At 70.5% G+C, this 22,425-nt stretch carries 23 protein-coding genes; 7 read left to right on the top strand and 16 right to left on the bottom strand.

The features are described from left to right. Positions 1-202: 202 nt before the first annotated feature. Positions 203-898, bottom strand: a complete 696-nt coding sequence (locus ACWEOI_RS16225; RefSeq protein ID WP_452360078.1) for a TetR/AcrR family transcriptional regulator — start codon at positions 896-898, stop codon at positions 203-205. A gap of 96 nt (positions 899-994) precedes the next feature. Between ACWEOI_RS16225 and ACWEOI_RS16220 the strand changes: the two genes are divergently transcribed. After that, positions 995-3,178, top strand: coding sequence for an MMPL family transporter (locus tag ACWEOI_RS16220; RefSeq protein ID WP_452360077.1), 2,184 nt, complete (start codon positions 995-997; stop codon positions 3,176-3,178). 12 nt (positions 3,179-3,190) lie between these two features. Here ACWEOI_RS16220 and ACWEOI_RS16215 read toward each other — a convergent pair whose 3' ends face one another. From ACWEOI_RS16215 to ACWEOI_RS16155, 13 genes are all read right to left on the bottom strand, one after another. Beyond that, entirely contained in the window at positions 3,191-3,544 is a 354-nt protein-coding gene (locus ACWEOI_RS16215) for a VOC family protein (RefSeq protein ID WP_433666438.1), read from the bottom strand. Between the two features lie 61 nt (positions 3,545-3,605). Then, positions 3,606-5,027 carry an NADH-quinone oxidoreductase subunit N gene (locus ACWEOI_RS16210; RefSeq protein WP_452360076.1) on the bottom strand — a complete coding sequence of 474 codons (1,422 nt, stop codon included), beginning with the start codon at positions 5,025-5,027 and terminating at the stop codon, positions 3,606-3,608. 19 nt (positions 5,028-5,046) lie between these two features. Next, positions 5,047-6,543, bottom strand: a complete 1,497-nt coding sequence (locus tag ACWEOI_RS16205) for a complex I subunit 4 family protein (protein ID WP_452360075.1) — start codon at positions 6,541-6,543, stop codon at positions 5,047-5,049. 28 nt (positions 6,544-6,571) lie between these two features. Next, entirely contained in the window at positions 6,572-8,473 is a 1,902-nt protein-coding gene (locus ACWEOI_RS16200) for an NADH-quinone oxidoreductase subunit 5 family protein (protein ID WP_452360074.1), read from the bottom strand. A gap of 4 nt (positions 8,474-8,477) precedes the next feature. Next, positions 8,478-8,780, bottom strand: coding sequence for an NADH-quinone oxidoreductase subunit NuoK (nuoK, locus tag ACWEOI_RS16195; protein WP_357084349.1), 303 nt, complete (start codon positions 8,778-8,780; stop codon positions 8,478-8,480). Next, positions 8,777-9,340, bottom strand: a complete 564-nt coding sequence (locus ACWEOI_RS16190) for an NADH-quinone oxidoreductase subunit J (protein WP_452360073.1) — start codon at positions 9,338-9,340, stop codon at positions 8,777-8,779. The genes nuoK and ACWEOI_RS16190 overlap by 4 nt, the downstream gene beginning before the upstream one ends. Positions 9,341-9,356: 16 nt before the next feature. After that, the gene (locus ACWEOI_RS16185) at positions 9,357-10,277 is read right to left on the bottom strand and encodes a complex I subunit 1 family protein (RefSeq protein WP_452360072.1); all 921 of its coding nucleotides are present in this window, start codon (positions 10,275-10,277) and stop codon (positions 9,357-9,359) included. Further along, positions 10,270-11,655 (bottom strand): hypothetical protein, encoded by a 1,386-nt coding sequence (locus ACWEOI_RS16180; protein ID WP_452360071.1) that lies wholly within the window; start codon positions 11,653-11,655, stop codon positions 10,270-10,272. The genes ACWEOI_RS16185 and ACWEOI_RS16180 overlap by 8 nt, the downstream gene beginning before the upstream one ends. Then, complete coding sequence (locus ACWEOI_RS16175; protein ID WP_452360070.1) at positions 11,646-11,990, bottom strand: NADH-quinone oxidoreductase subunit A; 345 nt, start codon at positions 11,988-11,990, stop codon at positions 11,646-11,648. The genes ACWEOI_RS16180 and ACWEOI_RS16175 overlap by 10 nt, the downstream gene beginning before the upstream one ends. Before the next feature lie 107 nt (positions 11,991-12,097). Next, on the bottom strand, positions 12,098-12,379 hold the full coding sequence (locus ACWEOI_RS16170; protein WP_433673403.1) for an isochorismatase family protein: 282 nt from the start codon (positions 12,377-12,379) through the stop codon (positions 12,098-12,100). 65 nt (positions 12,380-12,444) lie between these two features. Further along, positions 12,445-12,897 carry a MarR family winged helix-turn-helix transcriptional regulator gene (locus ACWEOI_RS16165; RefSeq protein WP_452360069.1) on the bottom strand — a complete coding sequence of 151 codons (453 nt, stop codon included), beginning with the start codon at positions 12,895-12,897 and terminating at the stop codon, positions 12,445-12,447. Positions 12,898-12,934: 37 nt separating this feature from the next. Beyond that, the gene (locus ACWEOI_RS16160; RefSeq protein WP_452360161.1) at positions 12,935-13,879 is read right to left on the bottom strand and encodes an alpha/beta hydrolase; all 945 of its coding nucleotides are present in this window, start codon (positions 13,877-13,879) and stop codon (positions 12,935-12,937) included. Further along, complete coding sequence (locus tag ACWEOI_RS16155) at positions 13,834-14,853, bottom strand: helix-turn-helix domain-containing protein (RefSeq protein WP_452360068.1); 1,020 nt, start codon at positions 14,851-14,853, stop codon at positions 13,834-13,836. Before ACWEOI_RS16155 ends, ACWEOI_RS16160 begins: the two co-directional genes overlap by 46 nt. A gap of 124 nt (positions 14,854-14,977) precedes the next feature. Between ACWEOI_RS16155 and ACWEOI_RS16150 the strand changes: the two genes are divergently transcribed. The 6 genes from ACWEOI_RS16150 (at position 14,978) to ACWEOI_RS16125 (ending at position 19,822) form a co-directional block, all read left to right on the top strand. After that, entirely contained in the window at positions 14,978-15,463 is a 486-nt protein-coding gene (locus tag ACWEOI_RS16150) for a methylated-DNA--[protein]-cysteine S-methyltransferase (RefSeq protein ID WP_452360067.1), read from the top strand. After that, positions 15,463-16,182 carry a 2OG-Fe(II) oxygenase gene (locus ACWEOI_RS16145; RefSeq protein WP_452360066.1) on the top strand — a complete coding sequence of 240 codons (720 nt, stop codon included), beginning with the start codon at positions 15,463-15,465 and terminating at the stop codon, positions 16,180-16,182. The genes ACWEOI_RS16150 and ACWEOI_RS16145 overlap by 1 nt, the downstream gene beginning before the upstream one ends. A 2-nt stretch (positions 16,183-16,184) precedes the next feature. After that, positions 16,185-16,451 carry an Ada metal-binding domain-containing protein gene (locus ACWEOI_RS16140; RefSeq protein ID WP_433666425.1) on the top strand — a complete coding sequence of 89 codons (267 nt, stop codon included), beginning with the start codon at positions 16,185-16,187 and terminating at the stop codon, positions 16,449-16,451. 154 nt (positions 16,452-16,605) lie between these two features. Beyond that, on the top strand, positions 16,606-17,262 hold the full coding sequence (locus ACWEOI_RS16135) for a TetR/AcrR family transcriptional regulator (RefSeq protein ID WP_379274619.1): 657 nt from the start codon (positions 16,606-16,608) through the stop codon (positions 17,260-17,262). Positions 17,263-17,409: 147 nt separating this feature from the next. Next, positions 17,410-18,471, top strand: a complete 1,062-nt coding sequence (locus tag ACWEOI_RS16130) for an esterase/lipase family protein (RefSeq protein ID WP_452360065.1) — start codon at positions 17,410-17,412, stop codon at positions 18,469-18,471. A gap of 25 nt (positions 18,472-18,496) precedes the next feature. Beyond that, positions 18,497-19,822 (top strand): lipase family protein, encoded by a 1,326-nt coding sequence (locus ACWEOI_RS16125; RefSeq protein ID WP_452360064.1) that lies wholly within the window; start codon positions 18,497-18,499, stop codon positions 19,820-19,822. On the opposite strand, the gene ACWEOI_RS16120 is transcribed toward ACWEOI_RS16125, so the two are convergent. Together ACWEOI_RS16120 and ACWEOI_RS16115 are read right to left on the bottom strand one after the other, a co-directional pair. Continuing rightward, a complete protein-coding gene (locus tag ACWEOI_RS16120) occupies positions 19,753-21,012 on the bottom strand; it encodes a helix-turn-helix domain-containing protein (RefSeq protein ID WP_433666422.1) in 1,260 nt (419 codons plus the stop codon). The two genes, ACWEOI_RS16125 and ACWEOI_RS16120, sit on opposite strands and share 70 nt — an antisense overlap. 186 nt (positions 21,013-21,198) lie before the next feature. Further along, on the bottom strand, positions 21,199-22,368 hold the full coding sequence (locus ACWEOI_RS16115) for an epoxide hydrolase family protein (RefSeq protein ID WP_452360063.1): 1,170 nt from the start codon (positions 22,366-22,368) through the stop codon (positions 21,199-21,201). Positions 22,369-22,425: the final 57 nt, after the last annotated feature.

The raw sequence follows: 22,425 nt of genomic DNA, 5'->3' as shown, positions 1-22,425 counted from the left end.
GGAAACGTTCCGGCGCAACGGGCGATTCACTTGGTGTGACTCAGACACCTTATGTCACAACGTCATCAGTTCCGGACTGATGCCACCGTATCCCAATTCCCGCAATCCGAGACTTCGAATATCGGGAAGCGGATGAGTTTCGGGGTGTGGCCGACTTTCGGGCCGCTGATGCCGACGCCGCTGCCCGGCGCGGCATGCCGGTTCAGGCCGGAAGGGCGATGTGCGGGTCGTTCGAGCGATAGGGCTCGGCGTCGGGGCCGGTGGCCAGGCCGCGCAGGATGGTGGCGATCGCGTGGTGGATGGCCGCCTCCCGGTCGGCGTCGGTGGCATCGGCCAGGGGGGCGTCGATGAGGAGCGTCGCCAGGCCGTGGACCGCCGCCCAGGCGGTGAATTCGGCGCCGGGGCGTTGGCGGGGATCCATGAAGCCCACGGTGACCAGGGCGTCCAGGCCGACGCCGATCAGCAGGAAGATCGGGTCCTCGGTGACGTCCTTGTCGATGTCGATGTCGGTGGTGCAGAAGGCGGTTCGGAACAGGCCGCGTTCGCGGTCGGCGTACTCGATGTAGGCGCGGCCGGCGGTCGCCAGCCGGGCGATGGCGGTGGCGGTCGGGTCCGGTTGTTGCGGAACGTCTTTCATCGCCGTGTCGAGGGCCTCGAACAGCGCCTCGGCCGCCCGATCGTGGACCGCGGCCAGCAGCTCCTCCTGCCCCTTGAAATGGCGGTAGGCGGCCGTGGCCGTCACGCCGACCGCACGGGCCGCGGCGCGGACGGTGACGGCGGTGGGCCCGCCGATCTCGGCGAGCTCCGCGCTGGCGCGAACGAGGGCGTTGCGCAGGTCCCCGTGGTGATAGGGGGCCTCGCGACCGGGTCGTTGCGGCGCGTCTTCAGTGATGGCCACGACATTGATGTTGACACCTGTACAGATTCGGTGGCAAGTTAACACCCATAAAGTTCACACCCGTCAACATTCGTGTCTGCACGAGGGGAAGCAACCATGAGCGCAGTGCTGGGGAGGATCGGCGACTTCGCCTTCCGACGCCGTGGCCTGGTCGTCTCGATCTGGATCGCGCTGCTGATCGCCGTGATCGGTGGCGCCGCCGTCGGCGGTGGCCACCTCGACGACCGGTTCACCGTGCCGGGGGCCGAATCGCAGCACGCGCTGGACACCCTGGCCGAGACCGCGCCGGGCGCGGCCGGGGCCACGGCCCAACTGGTCTTCACCGCGCCGCCGGGTCACCTCATCTCGGAAGCGCCCTACCGCGCGGCCATCGCGCACACCCTGGAGGCCGCCGGCACCGCGCCGGGCGCGGTCGGGGTCACGACGCCGCAGCAGGCGGGAACGATCTCACCCGATCAGCGGACCGCCATCGGGATGGTGTCCTTCACCGGTGATCGCTCCCAGGTGAGCGAGGACGCCCGCACCACCGTCGAGCGGTCGGCGGACTCGGCGCGGGACGCCGGACTGGACGTGTCGGTCGGCGGCACCGTGTACGGCGTCGGCCAGATGCAACCGGGAATCACCGAAGTCCTCGGCCTGGGTGTGGCCGTGCTGGTCCTGCTCATCACCTTCGGATCGCTGCTGGCGGCCGGGATGCCGTTGCTGTCGGCGATCTTCGGCATCGCCGTCACGGTGGGCGGGCTGCTCGGGGTGGCCGCGGTCGTGCCGGTGTCCTCGACCGCCCTGACACTGGCGCTCATGCTCGGGCTGGCGGTCGGGATCGACTACGCGTTGTTCATCCTGTCGCGGCATCGGTCGCAACTGGCCGCGGGGCTCTCGCCCCGGGACTCGGTCGTGCGGGCCAATCAGACCGCGGGCAGCGCGGTCGTGTTCGCCGGAACCACGGTGATCATCGCGCTGGCGGCGCTGAGCGTCATCGGGATTCCGTTCCTGACCGTCATGGGCCTGGCCGCCTCGGGCGCGGTGCTGGTCGCCGTCGCGGTGGCGATCACGCTGCTCCCCGCGCTGGCCGGATTCGCTGGTCCTCGGCTGGCGCCGCGCACCGGGTCGCGGGCCGAGCGCCGGGCCGCGGCCACCGGCGCGGACAGCATGGGCGCGCGCTGGGCTCGTCTGGTCACCGCGCGGCCGATCCTGACGGTGGTGGCGGTGGCGGGTGCGCTGATCGTGCTGGCGATTCCCGCGGCATCCCTGCGAATGGCGCTGCCCGACAATGGATCCGCGGCCGCCGTGACCGGACAGCGACAGGCCTACGACACCATTGCCGAGAAGTTCGGTCCCGGATTCAACGGCCCGCTCGTGGTGGTCGTCGACGCTGGCGGTGATACCGGAGCGGCGGCCGCGCGGGTGGCCGAGACCGTGCGTGGGCTGCCGGATGTCGCCTTCGTGGCGCCGCCGCAGCCGACGCAGCGGACCGGGCAGTCGCTGCTCATGGTCGTTCCGGCGAGTGCGCCGGAATCCCGGCACACCGCCGACCTCGTGCACGCGATCCGCGGCCAGGCGCCCGCCGCGGTCCCCGACGCCCGGGTTGCCGTCACCGGTGACACGGCGGTCACCATCGATGTCTCGCAACGGCTTTCGGCGTCGCTGCTCCCGTTCCTCGGCGTCGTGGTCGGGTTGAGTCTCCTGCTGCTGGTCGTGGTGTTCCGCTCGATCGCGGTGCCGGTGAAGGCGGCGCTGACCTTCCTGCTGTCGGTCGTGGCCGCGCTCGGGGTGACGGTGGCGGTGTTCCAATGGGGTTGGGCGGCGGATCTTCTCGGTGTCGCCAAGACCGGTCCGGTGGTGGCGTTCCTGCCGATCATCCTGGTGGGCGTGCTGTTCGGGCTGGCCATGGACTACGAGGTGTTCCTGGTCTCCGGGATCCGCGAACAGTGGCTGCGCGAGGGCGACGCGACGGCGTCGATCGTGGAGGGCACCCGGCACAATGCCCGGGTGGTCACCGCGGCGGCCACCATCATGGTCGTGGTCTTCGCCTCGTTCGTGCCCACCGATGACGCCATGATCAAGCCGATCGCCTTCGCGCTGGCGGTGGGCGTGCTGGTGGACGCGTTCGCGGTGCGGCTGACCCTGGTCCCCGCCGTGCTGGCCCTGCTGGGCCGGGCCGCGTGGTGGCTGCCGCGCCGCCTCGACCGGATCCTGCCGGAACTGAATATCGAAGGGCCGCAGGAGGAACAGCCGGTGCGGCGTGCGGAAGAGCGCCTGCCCGAGCCGGTCTCGGTCTGACCGGGCGGAGGGTCAGGCCGGCTGCCACAACTCGATTCGATGGCCTTCGGGATCGGTGACCCAGCCGAATCGGCCCACACCCTCCATGTCCTCGGTCCCCTCGGCGACGTTCGCGCCCTGGGCCCGCAATTGCGCGAGCATGGCGTCCAGGTCGCGGACCCGGAAGTTGAGCATGGTCTGCTGGTCACGGGAGCCGAAGTAATCGGTGTCGGCCGGGAAGGTGGAGAAGACGGTCATGCCGGGTTCCTGCCGCCACAGGCCGTGCTCGTCGGCGTCGAGGCCGAGGTTCTCCCGATACCAGGCGCCTAGGGCCTCGGGGTCCTTCGCGCGCAGGAAGTAACCGCCGATGCCGAGCACTCGTTCCATGAGGCCATCTTGCCGGGCCGGGGGCAGGGGAGGCGACTGCCACTCCGGGCGATTCGGTGCATCAGTGTGCGAGCGGGGAGGCTTCGAAGGCATGGAGGAGGGGACCGGCGAGCAGGCCGACGACGACGGAGCCCGCTGCGGCGAGGTAGGCCGTGACGCGGGGGATCGGTGCGGAGTCGGGCAGGTCCGCAGGTCCCTTCAGCGCCGGGATGATCCAGCGGAGGTAATAGAAGAGGCTGGCCACCGCATTGAGGACGGCGATCACCACCAGCCAGCCCAGGCCCGCGTCGAACGCGGCGGTGAAGACGGTGAGCTTGCCGAGGAAGACGCCCGTCGGCGGCGTGCCCACCAGGCCGAGCAGACAGACCACCAGCGCGACGAGAAGTCCGGGCCGGGCGCGCAGCAACCCGGTGTAGTCGGAGAGCGTGCGCAGCTGGGGGAGTGCGCAGACGACCGCGAACGCACCGAGATTGGTGAGCGCGTACGCGGCGAGATAGAGGAGGACGCCGCCGAGGGCCAGGGTGGAGCGGTTCGCGGCGGCGACACCGACCAGCAGATAGCCGACCTGGGAGATGGTCGAATAGCCGAGCAGGCGGCGGACATCGGTTTGGAAGAAGGCCGCGAAATTGCCGAGCGTCATGGTGGCGGCCGCGATCACCGCGATCAGGATGCGCCAGTCCAGGTCCCCGGCGTCGAGGACTTCGGCGGCGAGCCGGTAGATGGCCACCACCGCACCGAGTTTCGGCACCGTGGTGACGAGGGCCGCGACCTCCGGGCGGGTGCCCTGGGTGACATCGGGAACCCAGAAGTGGGCCGGGACCGCGCCCGCCTTGAACAGCAGTCCGCCCAGCACCGCGACCGCGCCGATCCCCAGCGCGGCGCGCGGCGCGGCGGCGGCCGTCTGCGCGATCATCGGGTAGGCGGTCGCGCCGCCCGCGCCCAGGACCAGGACCGCGCCGAAGAGCATGGTGGTGCCGAACAGCGCGCCGAACAGGTAGAACTTCAGGGCCGCCTCGGTCCCCAGCGCGTCCTTGCCGAAGCCGGTGAGCGCGTACAGCGGAATGCTGGCCAGCAGGTATGCGCTGACGAGAATCAGCAGGTCGGTGGCTCCGGCGAGCAGGATTGTGCCGACCCCGGTCAGGGTGAGCAGCACGATGAACTCGGATTCCCTTGCGGCGGCGCGAGTTCCGGGTAGCGACAGGGCGAGCAGGATCAGCAGGGAGGCCGCGACGGTCACGCGGATGGCATCGGTGCCGACGTCGATGCTGTAGCTGCCGTCGAAGATGATCTTCGCCGGGTCGTTCCAGACCTTCACCGTCAGGACGATCGCGGTCACCGCGCCCGCCACGGCCAGCAGGCGCACCGGCCATTGCCTGTCCCGGGGCAGGAAGGAACCCAGGACCAGTCCCAGGACCGCGGAAAGCGCCAGCGCCGCTTCGGGAATCAGGGTGAGCAGGTCCTGGACCATCATGTCCTCGGACATCGGTCCGATCCCGCCCATGTCAGCGCACCACCAGGACACCGAGGGTGCGGGCGGCGGGTTCCACCACATCCAGCAGCACGCGCGGCGTGATGCCGATCGCCACCGACAGCACCATCAGGGGAATGGCCGAGATCGCCTCGGGCGCGGTGAAATCGGTGAAGCTCGCCTCCGTGCGCGGGACGCCGAGGAACAGGCGCTGATAGGCGCGCAACAGCAGCGCCGCCGTGATCAGGATGCCCGGGAACGCCAGCGCCGTGAACACCGGTGCGGGAGCGAAGGATCCGACGAAGATCTGGAACTCGGCGATGAATCCGGAGAAGCCCGGCAGGCCCAGCGAAGCGAAGAACGCGGCCGCGGTGACGGCGGCGAACACCGGCGCCTGCCCGGCGAGTCCACCGAACGCGTCGAGGTCGTAGGTGTGTCGGCGTTCGTAGAGGACTCCGGCGAGCAGGAACAGCGCGCCGGTGATCAGGCCGTGGCTGACCATCTGCGTGACCGCCCCGGTGATCGCGAGGGTGCGCGCGTGCTCGGAATTGCCCGCCACCAGACCCGCCGCGCCGACGGCCAGCACCACGTACCCCATGTGATTGACCGAGGTGTAGGCGATCATGCGTTTGACATTGCGCTGCGCCATCGCGACGAGCGCCCCGTAGAGCACGCTGATCACGCCGATGACCACCAGGACCAGGGCATAGCGCCGCCACGCCTCGGGCAGCAGCGGCATGGCGATCCGCAGGAAACCGTAGGTGCCCAGCTTGAGCAGGACGCCCGCCAGGATGGCCGAGCCCTCGGAAGGAGCCTCGGTGTGCGCGAGCGGCAGCCAGGTGTGGAACGGGAACGTGGGCGTCTTGATCGCCAGGCCCACGACGATGGCGGCCAGCGCCACCGCCCCGCGAGCCGTATTGCCCGCCAGCGGATTCGCCGCGGTCAACTCGACCATGTCGAAGGTGTGCGGGTCCGCGGCCAGGTACAGCACGATGAAACCCAGCAGCAGGGCCAGTGAACCGATGAAGGTGTAGAGGAAGAACTGCAACGCGGCCTGCCGGGCCCGCTCGTGACCCCAGCCATTGATCACGAAGTACATGCCGACGATCGTCAGATCGAAGAACACGAAGAACAGCACCAGGTCCAGCGACACGAACACGCCCAGGCACACCGACTCCAGGAACAGGAACAGGGCCGCGAACCAGCGCAGTCGATCCCGGCGACGCCAGGCGTAGCTCGCGCAGGCCAGGAACAACACGGTGGTGAGCGAGACCAGCGGGAGGCTGAGGCCGTCGACGCCGATGTGGTAGCCGGAGCGCAGCGTGGGGATCCAGGTGTGGTGCGCCTCGTCGGCGAATTCGCCCGCGGTGGGCGGGTTCCGGGTGAACCCGATCCACAGCGCCACCGTCAGCGCGACCTCGATGACGCCGACACCCACCCACGCGGCGTGGACGACGCCGTCACTCAGCCGGGGCACGGCGAGCAGGGTCGCGCCCGCCAGCAGCGGCAGGAACACCAGAACGCTGAGCACGTTCACCTCGTCTCTCGTCGGGGCGGGGTCACCGCAGCACCATCAGCACGACCGCCAGCACCATGAGGGCGACCACCGCCTGCGCGTAGTACTGGTGCACCAGACCGGTTTCCGGGCGGCGCGCCCAGCGGCCCAGGTCGCGGGAGGCGGTGGCGATGCCGGACACCGTGGCCTCGATCGCGCCCTCGACGCGGCGGTCGACGGTGCGGGCGGCGGCCAGGCCGGAGGTCGCGGCGAGCTGGATGCCGCGGGCGAGGACGCGGTCGTCGAAGGCGGCGAGGAGCTTCGCGAGCGCGAGAGTCGGTGTGGCCACCAGTTTCCGGGCGGCGGCTTCCAGACCGAGCCAGTTCGCCGGCGCGGCGGGGGCGGGCAGGTCGCCGCGGCGGCGGATCAGCGTGGCGACGACGGCCACCGTCAGGATCGCGACCGCGCCGGACAGGACGAGTTCGGACCACGTGGTGGCCGGGGCCGCGCCGGTGTGCACGATGCGGGCGAACCGGTCGTGCACGCGGGGCGCGACGGCGACGCCGCCCGCGATCACGGCGATCGCCAGCGCCGCCAGCGGCAGCCACTCGGCCGGATTCACCGTGCGGGTACCGGGTTCCTCGGTGTCCCAAGCCTTCTCGCTGTCGGGGGTTTTCGGCAGCCACACCAGGGTGAGGGCTCGGGCGGCGTAGACCGCCCCCAGGATGGTGGCGGCGAACCCCGCCACAGAGAGCGGAGTCGAGATCTCGCGGCACACCGCGAGCACGGCGTCCTTCGTCGGCCACAGGGCGAACGGCGGCACGCCGGCCAGACCGAGTGCGCCGATCGTGAAGGGCACGCCCACAAGGGGATACGCGCGGGCCGCGCCACGCAGCCCGGCGAGCTGCTTGGTGCCCAGGGCCGTCAGCCATGCGCCCGCCGCCAGGAACAGCAGGCTCTTCACTGCCGCGTGCGCGACCAGATGACCACTGCCCGCGGCGATTCCGCCACCGTCGGCCGTCACGTCGGCGGCCCCGCGCGCGACCATCGCTCCCGACCCGGCGGCCAGCACCATCAAGCCGACCTGGGCGCAGGTGGAGGCGGCGAGCAACTGCTTGAGATCCCGCTGGCACACCGCGACCGCGCCGAGGGCCACCGCCGTCAGCGCACCCACCCACGCGGTCACCGGACCGGCCCAGCCGGTCGAGGCCAGCAGCGGTTCCAGGCGAATCAGCAGGTACGCGCCCGCCGCGACCATGGTCGCCGAATGCAGCAGGGCCGACACCGGACTCGGGCCCGCCATGGCCCGCGACAACCAGAAGCTGAACGGCAGTTGCGCCGATTTGCCCAGCGCCGCCAGCACGATGCCCGCCGCCGCGGCGTCACGCCAGCCGTGTGGCAGGGCGGGCAGGGCGTCCAGCGCGAGCGCCGCGGAACCGCCCGCGAGGGTCGCGCCGGCGGCCAGGTACATGCCGAGATCGCCGGTGCGGGTGGTCAGGAACGCCACCAGACCCGAGGCCGCGCGCTGTTCGTCGCGCCAATGGAAACCGATGAGGGCGTAGGAGGCCGCGCCCATGAGCTCCCAGGCGAACAGCAGGGTGAGCAGGGTCTGCGCGGTCACCGTGGCGAGCATGGCGGCGGCGAACATCAGCATCAGGCCGTGGAATCGAGCCCGGGGTTCGTGCGGGGCAAGATCACCCGCGGCGAAGAGCAGGACGCAGAGCACGACCGCGGCCACGGTGACGATCAGGACCGCCGACAGCCCGTCCACGCCCAGGCGGATCGGTGCGCCCGTCAGGAACGGGGCCGAGACCTCCTCGCGGTGAACGGCATTCGTGATGGCCAGGCCCAGTGTCGCTACGGCGACCGTCACCGCCGCCGCGGGGGCGATCCGGTCCGCGCGGCGGCCGCACAGCAGCAGCGAGACTCCGCTCAGCACTGGAACCGCGATCAGTCCCCACAGCACGGGCTCAGCCCTTCAGATCAGCGGCCGAGTCGACCATGTCGACATCGCGGGCCCGGAAGATGGCCGTGGTCACCGCGAAACCCGCCGCCATCTCCACCGCCATGGCGGTGACCGCGACCAGCACCAGGACCTGGGCGTCGGCGGTGGGCCAGGCGAAGTACCAGAACGCGGCCGCGGCCACGATGACCGCGTTGATCATGAGTTCCAGGCCCATCATGATCATGACGATGGACTGCTGGGACAGCACTCCGAACAGTCCGACACTGAACAGAGCGGCCGCCAGGACCAGGAATTCGGGCAGATTCACCGGCCGACACCTCCGTCGACGGGATCGTCGGGGACCCGGCGGTCGAGCCGATCGCCGAACCGGTCGTAGCGGCCGCGATGGGTGGCCAGCACCACGGTGGCCACGATCGTGGTGAACAGCACCAGACCGACGATGATCATCACCAGCATCTCGGAACCCATGATCGCCTCGCCCAGCGACGCGGTCGGGTCCGGCGGGAGTGGGCGGTCGCGGGTCGGCCAGTCGACCAGCAGTGCCACCGCGGTCAATGCGGCGAAGACGGTGGCCGAGATGGCCAGCGCGCCTGTGCGGTTGTGCACCATGGTCATGGGCATCAGACCCGCCGGGTTCATCATGTACATGATCATGAAGACCACCATGATCAGCATTTCCATGATCATCATCAGGATGATCAGGACGCCCAGGTAGGCCAGATCCACCAGCAGCACCGTGCCCGCCACGAACACGAACGACAACAGCAGCGCGAAGGTCGCGCGCGCCATGGAATCCACCCGGAACACCGCGATCCCCGAAGCCACCGCGCCCGCCGCGCACAGCCAGAAGATCACCTGGGACCACACGTCGCGCCCTCCCGTCTCACAAGGCCAGGACCGAAACGACCAGGGCCTGCAGCAGAATCAGCGGCAGCAGCACGATCCACGCGACCTCCATGTAGCGCGACATCCGCATCGCGGGGAACCGGCGTCCCACCCACAGCAGCACCGCCAGCACGGCCACCGTCTTCACCAGCGACCACAACCAGCCCGGCAGCCACGGCCCCGCGCCGCCACCCAGGAACAACGGCACCGCCATGGCCGACCCGGCGACGAAAAGCGCCCGGCGGGACAGGGTCACGAGCAGCCGATCCGGACCCGACAACTCGGCCACCGCGCCACCGGCGATATCCCGGCCCAGCGCGCCGGCGAACGGCGGACTGAACGACATCGCGGGCACCGACAGCAGATAGACCAGGAACGCCACCGGCATGGTCACCACGAACCACTGATCCTGTTGCGCGGCAACGATATCGGCGACGCTCAGCGACCCGGCCCCGACCGCCGCGCAGATCAGCGCGAACATGTGCGGCAACTCGTAAGCCAGCCCCTGCGCGACGAACCGATACCCGCCGACCAGTGAGAACGCCGAATTCGCACCCCACCCGGCCAGCCACACCGCCGCCCACGACCCGATCTCGAGCGTATTGAACCACGCCAGGCTCACCGTGGAATCCAGCACCACACGATCGCCGATCGGGACCAGCGCCGCAGCGCCGATGGCAGCCACGAGCAAGACGAAACCAGCGGCGCGCCCCAGCAATACATCCGACCCGACGATCCGCCTCCGCTGCTGGACCAGGCGCAATGCCACCGACCGCAGCGGTGCGACGGCCGCGACCGCAGCGTCCGCGCCGGAGACTCTCGCCCGAGCCAACGCCTCCGCGGTCTCCACACCCCATACGAGCACCAGCACCAGCACCGGCAGAACCGCGGCCATCCACCACGGCGCGAGCTCAACCATGCGCGACCCCCGCCCCGGCCGCGTCCCACACGGCCACATCGACATCCACCCCGAGCCCCGCCACGATCAACCGCGCTTCCCCCAACTCCGCCCCGGTCAGCAGACGCGGGAGGTGTTCCACGATCCACCGATTGCGCGCCCGTTCAACCGTGACGAATTCCTTTGCCTCCGAAGAGAAATCGGCGACCCGCCCACCCCCGGCCGCCTCGGCCACCCAGGCCAGCAGCCGATCATGGGTATCACCCACCAACCCCGGCGGAACCCCCTCGCCCCCATCGACCTGCCCGACATCCCGCAACGACCATCGCAGCACCCGAGATCGGGCAACCCGCCGCGCCCACCGATCCAGCCCCGCATCGACCGCGAACAGATTGCTGTCCAACGACTCCGGCGACTGATCCATCGCCCCGTGCCCGTGCTGGTGCGCGCCCGGACTCCCCAAACCCGCCAGCACGTCATCCCGGAACCGCCGCCCCGCGGCCGCGGCGTCCTCCCACCCGGCCACCTCCAGCAACGTCGCCACCACATCCAACGCCCGCGCGGCCCGCCACCCCCGCAACTCCCGTTCCCCCACCGCCTCCCCACCCTCGGCGCGCAACCACGGACGGAGCCAATACGGCTCACCCCCGTGCCCCGCCCCCACCACCGAAACCGTCACCCCCGAAACCACATCCCCCTGCAGCCGCGCCCCCACCACCAACCCACCCGGCCAATCCACCAATACCGGCCCCAGCGAAACCGTCAACACATCCAGCGCGAGACCGTCCCGATCGGCCTCCCGATCCGCCATCGCCAACCCACCCGGCAGTGGCATCCCACCCCCATGTCCGCCATGTGACTCGTGTCCACTGTGGTCCGCATGCCCGCCGTGGTCCATATCGCCACCGTGCGCGCCATGGTCGTCGGCCCCACCCATGGCCATCGAATGCCTGGCGTGCGCGTCGGGCATGTCATGTGCGGAGTGCTGTTGGTGGGAGGCGTGCTCGTCGTGCTCCGCATGCGCACTGTGGTCGGCCATATCCCCGGGCGGCTCGTGGCCATGGTGTTCGCCGTGCTCACCCGGTGATGCCGCGCGGAGCGAGCGTAGGTCTGTCGCCGCTGTGGTGAGAGCGGCTGCGGCCGAGGCCGGGTCGGTGATGTCGATGCGTAGTCGAGGCAGCGGCATGGCCTCGTGGATTCGCGCCACCGCAGCCTCGAACTCACCCCCGCCACTTCCGGAGACGACCAGAAGATCTGCGGCAGCCGGGCTTTCGGCCTGCCGCCACCCGTTCTCGCGCAGCGCCCGCTCGATCGCGAGCCGAGTCTCCGTGCCCCCGGGCGCGACCGCCACCAGCGGAACCACCGCGATCCGCCGCCGAAGCCACCCGTTCACGTCCATCGCAGCGCCCCCTCCCGCCACGCGTACAGCACCGCGACCATCAGCACCGCCAGGAACCCGAACATCTCCACCACGGCGGAGGCCCCGATCTCGCCCACGACCACGGCCCACGGATACATGAACGCCATTTCCATGTCGAACGCCAGGAAGACCATCGTGATCGTGTACCAGCGCACATGAAATCGCGACACCGCGTGTTCGACAGCCGCGGCCCCCGACAGATAGGGCATCTGTTCGACAGCCTCCGGGGCAACCCGCACCGCCCGAGCGCCCGCGAACAAGACCCCGGCCGACACCGCCACCACACCGATCAGAACAGCCAGATTCGCCACCACGCGCCCGACCACCTTCCGTGCCCGTCGCGAAGCAGACTACTAGCCGACTACGTAGTTATCCGGCATTGACGAGGGTGGATCGCGGCCGGGTCGCCAGGGTGGCCGGCTCACCGGATGGGCAGGGCGGCGAGGATTTCCTCGGTCGTGGCGGTGACTCCGAGGCGGGGGAAGATCTTCTCCACCGAGTGGGCGTGGGAGGCGGGGTCGCGGTCGGAGGTGGCGTCGGTGGCGATCACGACGTTGTAGGCGTGCTCGTGGGCGGCGCGGGCGGTGGATTCGACGCCGATGCTGGTGGCGATGCCGCCCAGGACGATGGTGGTGATGCCGCGGCGGCGCAGTTGGAGGTCGAGGTCGGTGCCGTGGAAGGCGCCCCACTGGTGCTTGGTGATTCGGATGTCGGGTCCAGGAGAGTGTCCGTCACAGCGGGATCCTTCGGTGGGAGTGGGGGATGGGTTCAGTCCTCGACGAGGCGGGCCAGCAGGGGGATCGCGGCGATCAGCGAATCCTGTTCGGCGGGGGAGAGTTTGGTGGTGATGGCGGTCGCCAGCCAGTCCTCCTTGGCGTGGTGGGCCAGGCGCAGCAGGCGTTCACCCTCGGCCGACAGGGACAGCAGGATCTGTCGTTGATCGGTGGGGTGCGGGGCGCGGGTGACCAGGCCGCGGTCTTCGAGGGCGGCCAGGGTGGTGCGCATGGACTGCGGGCGCACCCGCTCGGCGCGGGCCAGGTCGGCGACCGAGAGGGGGCCCTCGTGGCCCAGGCGGCTCAGCGCCACGGCCTGGGAGGGTGTCATCTCGAAACCGGCTCGCGCCGAGCGGAGTTGGCGCAGCAGCCGACTGGCCACGACGCGGAGTTCGCCCGCGGCGGCCGCGACGTCGGCCGATGGACCGGCCTCTGCGTTCGAGCTCACCCTCCCAGGGTGGCGCAAGGCAGGAAGACTGGCAAGTTTACCTGTCGAGTTTACTGCGGGTGATCGAGTCGGACAGACGGGTGCGGAGGAACGCGGTGATGTCGGTGCGAGCCGCCTTGGCTTGCGGCACCAGGCCGGGCAAGGCGATGAAGGCATGCGGCGCGCCCGGGTATTCGGACAGCTGGACGGGGATGCCGAAGTCGTGGAGGCGTTCGGCGTAGCGGCGGCCCTGGTCGGCCAGCGGGTCGAGGGTCGGGATCACGACCAGGGCGGGCGGCTGGCCGGTGAGGTCGGCGTACAGCGGCGAGAGCGGGTGCGGGTCCTCGCCCGGCGGGACGGCCAAGCGCCGGAACAGTTTCAGTCGCGGCAGATTCAAGGTCGGGGTCTCGGCGTAGCGGGTCATCGTCGGGTAGTCGAACATGGTGTCGGTCAGGTCGAAGGCCGGGTTGATCAGCACCTGCGCCAGCAGGGGCAGGCCGCTCGCGGCGGCGCGGATCGCCGTCAGGGCGCTGATCAAGGCGCCGCCGCTCTCGCCCGCGAGTATGACGCGCGCCGGGTCGATGCCCCATTCGCCGGGGTGATCCAGGATGTGCCGCAACACATCCCAGTCGTCGTCGACGGCGGCGGTCAGCGGGGTGTCCGGCGCGATCAGGCGATGCTCGACGGAGACGATCACGGCGGGCAGCTCGGCGGCGAGATGGCTGTTGCCCCAATCGCATTGGGCCGCGGTTCCCGCGAAGCCGCCGCCGTGGACATGGAGGACGAGCGGCAGGGCGTTGGCGTGCTCTCCGACCGGACGGTAGACCCGGATCGGGACCACGCGATCGGGGAACGTCACCTGCTGCCATTCGATGCTGACGCCGCGCGCCGGTAGCCCGGTGACCACGCGCATGAACTTCGATCCCGCCAGCCGATTCGCCCCCGCCACGTGGGCGGTCAGCTCCTCGGGCGTGAGGGACTCCCAGTCCGGGTCCTTGCGCAATGAGTGCAGGATGCGGATTCCGCGCGGTGGCTGGTCGTATTTGCCGGGCCGGGTCTGGTTTTCACCGTCGTGTCTGGACATGGATCCCAGCATCGGCGGGCGTCGCCGGGGTGTATTGAAGAAATGTTCCCGGCGCGACTCAGCGCGCGCCCGCCCGCCCACGCGACCGGGTCGACCGCCAGCCACGGCGCGTCCGCGAGGGCCGTCGGCGTCAGTCCCGCGAAGGTCATCGTCTCCCGGCTGAAATGCGATTGATCGGCGTACCCGCTCTCCGCCGATACCCGCGCGGCGCTGCTCCCCGCGGCTAGTCGGTGGGTGGCGTCGTCGAATCGGACCAGCTGCGCGGCCCGCTTGGGCGTCAGGCCGATCTGGGTTCGGAAGCGCGACCACAATCGCTTCCGGCTCCACCCGATCTCGTCGGCCAGCGCTTCGACGCGAATCTGACCGCCGCTGAGGATGATTCGCCGCCAGGCGTAGCGCACCTCAGGGTCGACCGCCGGTCCGCTCCGGTGCCGCGTGGTCAGGGCGTCGTCCAGGATCGCGAATCTCTCGTCCCAGGAACGGCTCTCGTGCATGCGCTCGCGCAGCAGTTCGACCTCATGCCCCCACAGCTCGTCGAGCCCGATCACGCCACCGGATACCTCCGGCGAGCCGCCCAGCGTCGCGTACGCCACCACCGGCGACAGCCGCACCTGCAGCAGATCCACGGTCTGCGCCTGCCCGTACACCCCGATCGGGCACAGGCCCACCACACCGCTGCCCGCGACCCGGCTCCCGCCGGCATCCTCGACCATCGCCATGTCCCCGAGATCGATGAACATCGTCACCGCCGGGAACGGCACCACCGGCAGATGGTCCGGGCCCGCCGCGCGCCCCTGGAACCCGGCCATGCTGACCCCGGGGCAGCGGCCCGGCAGTGTCGGCACGGTGACATCCACCAAGGTCCCGGCGACAACGACCGAATCGGCAGCCATGGCCCCATGGTACGAGCCGCCCGCGCCGAGGCCGGAAACGCGATGGCCGATTCCCGCCGGTCATCGCCGATCGGCTGCGACAGAGTAGGGAGCGGAAACGAACGAGACGACACAGGAGGAAGCGATGAGCGTGTACACGACAATGGCCAGCCCGGTCGGCGAGCTGCTGCTCGCGGGCGAGCGGCGCGGGACCGGGGTGGAGCTGACCGCGGTATCGATGGCGGGCAGCAAAAGCCTTCTGGTGGAAGGCGACTGGGAGGCCGACCCGGATGCCTTCGCCGACGTCGTCGACCAGCTGACGGCCTACTTCGCCGGGGAGCGGGACAGTTTCGACCTCCGGATGGGCGGCCGCGGCACCGATTTCCAGCGCCGGGTGTGGCAGGTCCTCGACCAGATCCCGTACGGCGTCACCGTCACCTACGGGGAGATCGCGAACCGGATCGGGGCGTCCCGGGCGGCGGTGCGCGCGGTGGGCTCGGCCATCGGGGCGAACCCGCTGCTCATCGTGCGGCCCTGCCACCGCGTGATCGGGGCCGACGGGTCGCTGACCGGCTACGCCGGCGGCATCGAACGCAAGCAGCTGCTGCTGGAGCTCGAGCGGGCCGCGTGATGACCGCCGTCCTCCGCGGTATCGCGTCCGGGGTCGCCGACCAGGACTGGGCGGCCCTGGCCGGTGAGCTCGACGCGTACGGGCACGCGCTCACCGGGCCACTGCTCACCGGAGACGAATGCCGCACGCTCGCGGCGCTGTACGACGTGGACGACCACTTCCGGTCGACGGTCGACATGGCCCGGCACCGGTTCGGCTCCGGCGAGTACCGCTACTTCACCCACGACCTGCCCGAGCCCGTGGCGGAACTGCGGGCCGCCCTCTATCCGATGCTGCTGCCCATCGCCCGGGACTGGGCCGCCCGGCTGGGACGGCCCGGCACCTGGCCGGACCGGCTCGAGGACTGGATCGCCCAGTGCCACCGGGCCGGGCAGACGAAGGGTTCGCAGATCCTGCTGCGCTACGGATCCGGCGACTGGAACGCCCTGCACCGGGACCTGTTCGGGGACATGGTGTTTCCGCTCCAGGTCGTGATCGGGCTGGATGTCCCGGGTGTGGACTACACCGGCGGGGAGTTCCTCATGGTCGAGCAGCGGCCCCGCGCCCAATCCCGTGGCGCGGCAATGGCCTTGCCGCAGGGGCACGGTCTGGTCTTCACCACCCGCGACCGTCCGGTCCGCGGCTCCAGAGGCTGGTCGACCGCGCCCACGCGTCACGGCGTGAGCCTGGTGCGATCCGGGCGGCGGAGAACCCTCGGCCTCGTCTTCCACGACGCCTGACCATGGGCGACACGGAGTACGTCCTGCTCGGCGCGGACGGCCGCCCCTACCGCAGCCGCACGCCCGGCGCTCTGGGCGGCCACCGCCGCCTGAAGATCTACGGCCGCCTCGACTGCCCGGCTGCCCTGCGCGCCCTGGCCCGCGGCGGCTACGTCTCGCATCGCGTGTTCTTCGCCGACGAGCCGACCGCGATCGCGGCCGGTTACCGCCCGTGCGCGGTGTGCTCCCGGCCTGCCTACCGGGAATGGCGCGCCGGCCGGGCCGGGTGAGCCCGTCCACCTCGACCAACAATCAAGACCGGTCGGTACCTATACGCTGGACCCCATGCCTGCCACCGTCGTCCGACAGGGAATCATGGACGAACCGCTGTGGTATCGGCCGGACCGTTAGTCGCTCGGTGACGTGGAAACCTATTCTGGGGACGTGAGTGTGGAAACCATCGGTGAACCGGGACCCTTGCCGCGTGGCCGGCACGGGCTGACCCGCGAGCAGGTGGAGGCCTCGCAATACCGGCGCTTGTGCACCGCCGTCCTGGAAGCGGTGGGCGAGCTCGGCTTCGCGGCCACCACCGTCGCCGATATCGTGACCCGCGCCCAGGTGGCGCGCCGCACCTTCTACTCCGTCTTCGGCGGCAAGGACGAATGTTTCGCCGCCGCCTACGATCTCGCGGTCGGGGCCGCGCTGGAACAGCTGAAGGAAACCGTCACCGGGCTCGAAGGCGTCACCTTCGCGGACCGGGTGCGGATCTCCTTCGAGATCTATCTCGGCTTCCTCGCCGTCCAGCCCGGCGCGGCCCGCGCGCTGTATGTCGAAACCCTCGCGGCCGGACCGGGACTGGTGGCCCACCGGCTGCGCGTGCACGAGCGGTTCGCCGACTACATCATGGCGGTGGCGCAGGTCGGGGTACGCGACGGCGATCTGGTGGCGGAACCGGATCGGGAGATGGTGGACATGCTGCTCGGCGGGATCGACGACCGGGTGCGCGCCTGCCTGCACACCAAGGGCGCGCAGGCGCTGCCGGAACTGGTGCCGCTGTTCACCCGCACCGCGGTCACCATCGCGAGCACCCCGGCGCCCTGACGGCTGTTCCCCGCCACAATCCTCGGGCAGCCCGGACGGCACACGCTGTCACCTGGCACAACGCCGGTGACACGGGCGGTGGCCCGCTCTTACGGTCGCAAGGGAATTCGACGCGTTCGGTCGGGTTCGAACCGTAGGGGAGAGTTCATGAGACCGACCATCCGTACCCGCGGGAGCGCCGTGTTCGCCACGGTCACCGCGTTCGCCGTGGCCTTCGCCACCGGTGTGGCCAGCTCCGAACCCGAGGCCGTGCCCGATGCGGGCAGCTCCTCGGGCTCGGCGGTGGTCAGCACCGCCACCGACACCGTGGGCGTGGGTCCGGAGATGTCGGCCTATCTGGCCGCTTTCGCGTACGGCCTGACCCACCCCGACGCCGCGCCGCCCGGCGCCAACGACTGGAACTGCAAGCCGAGCGTCGAACATCCGCGGCCGGTGGTGCTGGTGCACGGCACCTGGCTCAATACCTACGACAGCTTCGCGTTCCTGTCGCCGCGGGTCGCGCGGGCCGGATTCTGTGTCTTCGCCTTCAATTTCGGCCGGGAGACGCCCCTCGGGGGCGGCGGCATCGGGCCGATCCTGCCGGGCCGCTTCGGCGTCGGGCCGATGGGGGATTCGGCGAAGCAGCTCGCGGGGTTCGTGGATCGCGTCCTGGCCGCCACCGGCGCGCCCGCGGTGGACGTGATCGCGCATTCGCAGGGCGGGCCGGTCACCAGCCAGTACCTGAAATTCGAAGGCGGCCAAGGCAAGGTGCGCAAGGTCGTCAGCTTCGGCGCAACCAGCCACGGCACCTCGCTGCTCGGTATCGCCACGCTGGGCCGGGTGATCACCAACCTCGGGGTGAACATTCTCGGCTTCTATCAGCCGCTGATCGGCCAGGCCAATACCGAGCAGGTCGTCGGCTCGCCGTTCTACGCCAGGCTCAATGCCGACGGCGACACCGTGCCCGGGGTCGAGTACACCGCCGTCGGCACCCGCCACGACGAGATCTCCAACCCCTACGAGTGGACCTTCCTCACCCCGGGCCCCGAGGTGAGCGTGGAAAACATCACGCTGCAACAGGATTGCCCCGAGGACGTCTCCGACCACCTGACCGTCATGTACTCGCCGCGGGCGGCGTCGATCGCCCTGCGCGCCCTCGACCCGGCCGCGCACCCGGCCCTGGTCTGCACCTTCAACCCCTGGATGATCGGCGGCAGCGGCCACATCTAGCCGCTGCGGTACGGAAAGGACGACGATGACGATCGGCGATGCGGTCGAAACGAGCAGTGTCACAACAGAACCGGAGGCGATCGGCGGACGACCGCTGCTGCCGGGGGAGGATCCGTTCTATCGATCGCCGATCGACCCGGCGTCCGTCGCGCCGGGCACCATCCTGCGGTCGCGGCCGGTACGGCTGGCCCTGTTCGGACGCATTCCGCAGCGCGTCCGAGCCTGGCAACTGCTCTACCGCAGCACCGATCTCGACGGCGCGCCCGAGGCGACGGTCACCACCGTCCTGCTGCCCTGGGACGCCGATCCGGCTGTGGACCGGCCCCTGGTTTCGTTCCAATGCGCCATCGACGCGGTCGCCCCGAAATGCTTCCCCTCCTACGCTTTACGGCACCGCGCCCGCGCGCTCGGCGCCATCCCGCAGGTGGAGTTCCCGCTCATCGCCGCGGCCCTGGCCCGCGGGTGGGCGGTGTCGGTGCCCGACCACGAGGGCCTGAACGGCCACTTCGGCGCGGCCCGCGAACCCGGCCACCGCGCCCTCGACGGCCTGCGCGCGGCCCTGCGCTTCGAGCCGCTGGGCCTGGGGCCGCGGACCCGAATCGGGTTGTGGGGCTACTCCGGTGGCGGACTGGCCACCGTGTGGGCCGCGGAGCTGGCGGCGAGCTACGCGCCCGAACTCGACATCGTCGGCGCGGTCGCGGGATCACCGGTGGGCGATCCGGCCGAGGCGTTCGTCCGGCTGAACGGCTCACCCTTCGCCGGGTTCGCCATGGTGTTCACCTCCGGCCTGCGTCGCGCCTACCCGGAACTCGACGGCTGCGTGCGCGGCCTGGTGTCGCAGGAGTACCTGAGTCTGCTCGACGACGCCGAATCCATCGCCACCTTCCCGCTGCTGGCCCGCTACGCCGGGCGAAACGCCAACCGGCACATCCGCGGCGGGCTCGGCGCGCTGCTGACCCGCCCCGAGATGCGGGCCGTCCTCGACGACATCCGCCCCGGCGCCCAGGCTCCGGCCATGCCGCTGCTGGTCGTGCAGGGCGTCAACGACGAGGTGATCGCGGTCGCCGACGTCGACGCCCACGTGCGGCGCTACCACGAGCGCGGCGCCCACGTGCGCTACCTGCGCGACCGGCTCAGCACCCATCTGCCGTTGCAGTTCATCTCCATTCCGGTGATGGTGGAATGGCTGGCCGACCGCCTCGCCGATCGCCCGCTACCGCCGTCCGAGGTGCGCACGGTGTGGTCGGTCGCCGCCTCCCGCCGCGCCGCGCGCGAGCACGGTCATTTGGCGGCGCTGGTCGCGACCATGGTCTCGGGCCGCCCGATCCGCACCCGATCGGACTTCCGATAACTGCGCGCCACCAGCGCCGACCGCAGATACCACAGCCCCGACGGCTGCGCCGGATCGAATCCGGTCAGCTGCCCGATCCGCTTGAGCCGATTGTCGACGGTATTGGTGTGCACGCCCAGCAAACGCGCCGTATGCCGTCGACTCAGGTCGTTGCCGATATGGCGGCGCAAGGTTTCCAGCAGTTCCGGATGCGCGTCCAGCGGGTCGAGCAGGGTGCCGAGGTATTCGCGAGCCGGGCCGGGGCGGGTCAGCTGGTATTCCATGGCCAGGTCGTCGAAGCGGTGGAGACCGGGCACGCATTCCAGGCGGTGCACCATGTCGAGCAGTTCGTGCGCCTGCTCGGCGGCCTCGGGGATGCGTGGCGTCTCGGCGTGGATCACCGTGGCGGTCACCGGAACCTGTGCGGCCGTGGACAATCCGGAGATCAGGTCGGCCAGTTCGTCGCCGGTCGCGGCGGAGGCGGGGAGCAGCACAGTGCCGCCGTCGGCGCTGAGCAGCGACAGCGCCCGGCCGTCGCCGCGGCGGGCCAGCTCGGACTGGATGCGCCGCAGCTTGCGCCGCGCTACCACCTCGCCGTCCACGCGGGTGTCGGATTCCCCCGGATGCGGCGGAATGCTCAGGGCCAGCACGTGATACGACTCGTCGATCTCGATGCCGCCCGCGCGCGCCATGGTGGAGGCGGGATGTCCGGCCAGCAGCGCGGAGGCCACGGTGTGCACCGCCGTGTGGTGTTCGGCCACCACCGCGCGGTGCTCGCGCACATAGGCCACCGCGAAGGTCGAATCCACCATGGCCAGCACCTCGAACAGCCGGCGCGCGGTCACCGCGAGCCGGGCGTAGTCCTCGGGGCCGGTGGCGTCGACGATGAGATCGAAGCCCAGGGCGAAGCCGTCGTGCACCGCCCGGTGGATGGTGCCGATCGGAATGCCCTCGCGCGCCCAGTCCGCGCCCGCGCGTTGCAGCCGTTCGATCTTGGCGCTCACGTCCCGGCCCTCGAGGACGCCGGCGGCCAGTTCCAGGCAGGTGCGGGTGACGGTGGTGACCTCACCGCGCAGCGCGTCCCCGGGCAGGGTGCCGCAGCGGGCCACGTGTTCGGCGAAATGCGCGACGAGGGTGGCCGAGAGACCGCGCGCGTCACGCAAGGGTCCGGAAATCGGTGCCGCCGTGAGGGGTTGCGTTGCCTTGATCATGCGCGTTGCCTCCACAGCAGTCTGGGAACGCTGGCGTTCCTACTGGACCGTAACTGTAGCCGGGGTCACGTTTCGCGGCAATATGCGTGACCGGTCCTCACAACGGCGAATACCGCACTGCGCGTTGGGGCGACAGTGCGGTCATCGCGGCGGCGGTGTGGCCGTAGGTGTCTCGCCGCTACCGGATCAGCTGGTCAGGCCCGCGAAGAAGGCTCGGATGTCCCCCGCGAGCAGGTCGGGCACCTCGAGTGCGGGGAAGTGGCCGCCGGAGTAGAACTCCGACCAGTGCACGACATGGTGGGCCTGCTCCGCGAAGCGCCGAATCGCGTAGTCGCCGTTGGCGAACACCGCGACGCCGGTCGGCACCGTGCCCCTCGGCTTGGGCATGAACATGGTGTGGTCGTGGAAGCGCTCGAAGTAGTAGTCGGCGACGCTGCGCGCGGTGTCGGTGAGCCAGTAGACGGCCACGGTGGTCAGGATCCGGTCGCGGTCGATGGCCTGCTCGGGCAGCTCGTGACGTTCGTCGGTCCACTCCTGGTACTTCTCCACGATCCAGCCCAGCTGTCCCACGGGCGAATCCGCCAGCAGCTGCGCCAGCGTGTGCGGGCGGGAACCGGCCAGGTTCATGTACGCCGAGCCGTCGTCCTGGAACCGCTTCATGCCCGCGAGTCGTTTCCGGTCGGCCTCGCCGAGCGCGGCCATATCCGCCGGATCGCCGGTCGGGAAGGTGACCAGGGCGTTCACGTGCACACCGATCACGTGGTCGGCGTGCTCGCGGGCCAGACGCGGGGCCACGAACGCGCCGTGATCGCCGCCCTGCACGCCGTACCGGTCGTAGCCGAGACGCGCCATCAGCTCGGCCAGGGCGGCGGCGACTTTACCGTCGTGCCAACCGGTTTCGGTGAGCGGGCCGGAGAAGCCGTGACCGGGCAGGGTCGGGATGACCAGGTGGAAGGCCGGGGCGTCGGGGTCGCCGTGGGCGGCCGGATCGGTCAGCGGGCCGATCAGGTCCAGGAAGTCGGCGGGGGTGCCGGGCCAGCCGTGGATCAGCAGCAGCGGGGTCGCGTCCGGGCGGGCCGAGCGGATGTGCAGGAAGTGCAGGCGCTGGCCGTCGATCGTGGTGGTGAATTGCGGGTGCGCGTTGAGGGCGGCCTCCACCGCGCGCCAATCGAACTTCTCGGCCCAGTAGGCGGCGAGCTCGCGCAGGTAGGCGGTGGGCACGCCGCGCTCCCAGCCGGTGCCGGGGACCTCGTCGATCCAGCGGGTGCGGGTCAGGCGGTCGCGCAGGTCGTCGAGATCGGCCTGCGGGATGTCGATGCGGAAGGGGTGGATGGCGCGGTTCTCGGTGTCGCTCATGCCATCGAGTTTTCCGATAAAGACCGGGTGGCCACATCACGATAATTCGTTATTTTG

This window comes from Nocardia sp. NPDC004340, assembly GCF_053602575.1.
Note: the sequence above shows the minus strand (reverse complement) of the source record. Positions and strands in the feature narration are given on the sequence as shown.

Excerpts from the sequence above, each read along its gene's own strand:
- ACWEOI_RS16220 (WP_452360077.1), top strand. The coding sequence starts at position 995 with ATGAGCGCAGTGCTGGGGAGGATCGGCGACTTCGCCTTCCGACGCCGT.
- ACWEOI_RS16215 (WP_433666438.1), bottom strand. The coding sequence starts at position 3,544 with ATGGAACGAGTGCTCGGCATCGGCGGTTACTTCCTGCGCGCGAAGGAC.
- ACWEOI_RS16210 (WP_452360076.1), bottom strand. The coding sequence starts at position 5,027 with ATGTCCGAGGACATGATGGTCCAGGACCTGCTCACCCTGATTCCCGAA.
- ACWEOI_RS16185 (WP_452360072.1), bottom strand. The coding sequence starts at position 10,277 with ATGGTTGAGCTCGCGCCGTGGTGGATGGCCGCGGTTCTGCCGGTGCTG.
- ACWEOI_RS16180 (WP_452360071.1), bottom strand. The coding sequence starts at position 11,655 with ATGGACGTGAACGGGTGGCTTCGGCGGCGGATCGCGGTGGTTCCGCTG.
- ACWEOI_RS16155 (WP_452360068.1), bottom strand. The coding sequence starts at position 14,853 with ATGGCTGCCGATTCGGTCGTTGTCGCCGGGACCTTGGTGGATGTCACC.
- ACWEOI_RS16150 (WP_452360067.1), top strand. The coding sequence starts at position 14,978 with ATGAGCGTGTACACGACAATGGCCAGCCCGGTCGGCGAGCTGCTGCTC.
- ACWEOI_RS16145 (WP_452360066.1), top strand. The coding sequence starts at position 15,463 with ATGACCGCCGTCCTCCGCGGTATCGCGTCCGGGGTCGCCGACCAGGAC.
- ACWEOI_RS16140 (WP_433666425.1), top strand. The coding sequence starts at position 16,185 with ATGGGCGACACGGAGTACGTCCTGCTCGGCGCGGACGGCCGCCCCTAC.
- ACWEOI_RS16130 (WP_452360065.1), top strand. The coding sequence starts at position 17,410 with ATGAGACCGACCATCCGTACCCGCGGGAGCGCCGTGTTCGCCACGGTC.
- ACWEOI_RS16125 (WP_452360064.1), top strand. The coding sequence starts at position 18,497 with ATGACGATCGGCGATGCGGTCGAAACGAGCAGTGTCACAACAGAACCG.
- ACWEOI_RS16120 (WP_433666422.1), bottom strand. The coding sequence starts at position 21,012 with ATGATCAAGGCAACGCAACCCCTCACGGCGGCACCGATTTCCGGACCC.
- ACWEOI_RS16115 (WP_452360063.1), bottom strand. The coding sequence starts at position 22,368 with ATGAGCGACACCGAGAACCGCGCCATCCACCCCTTCCGCATCGACATC.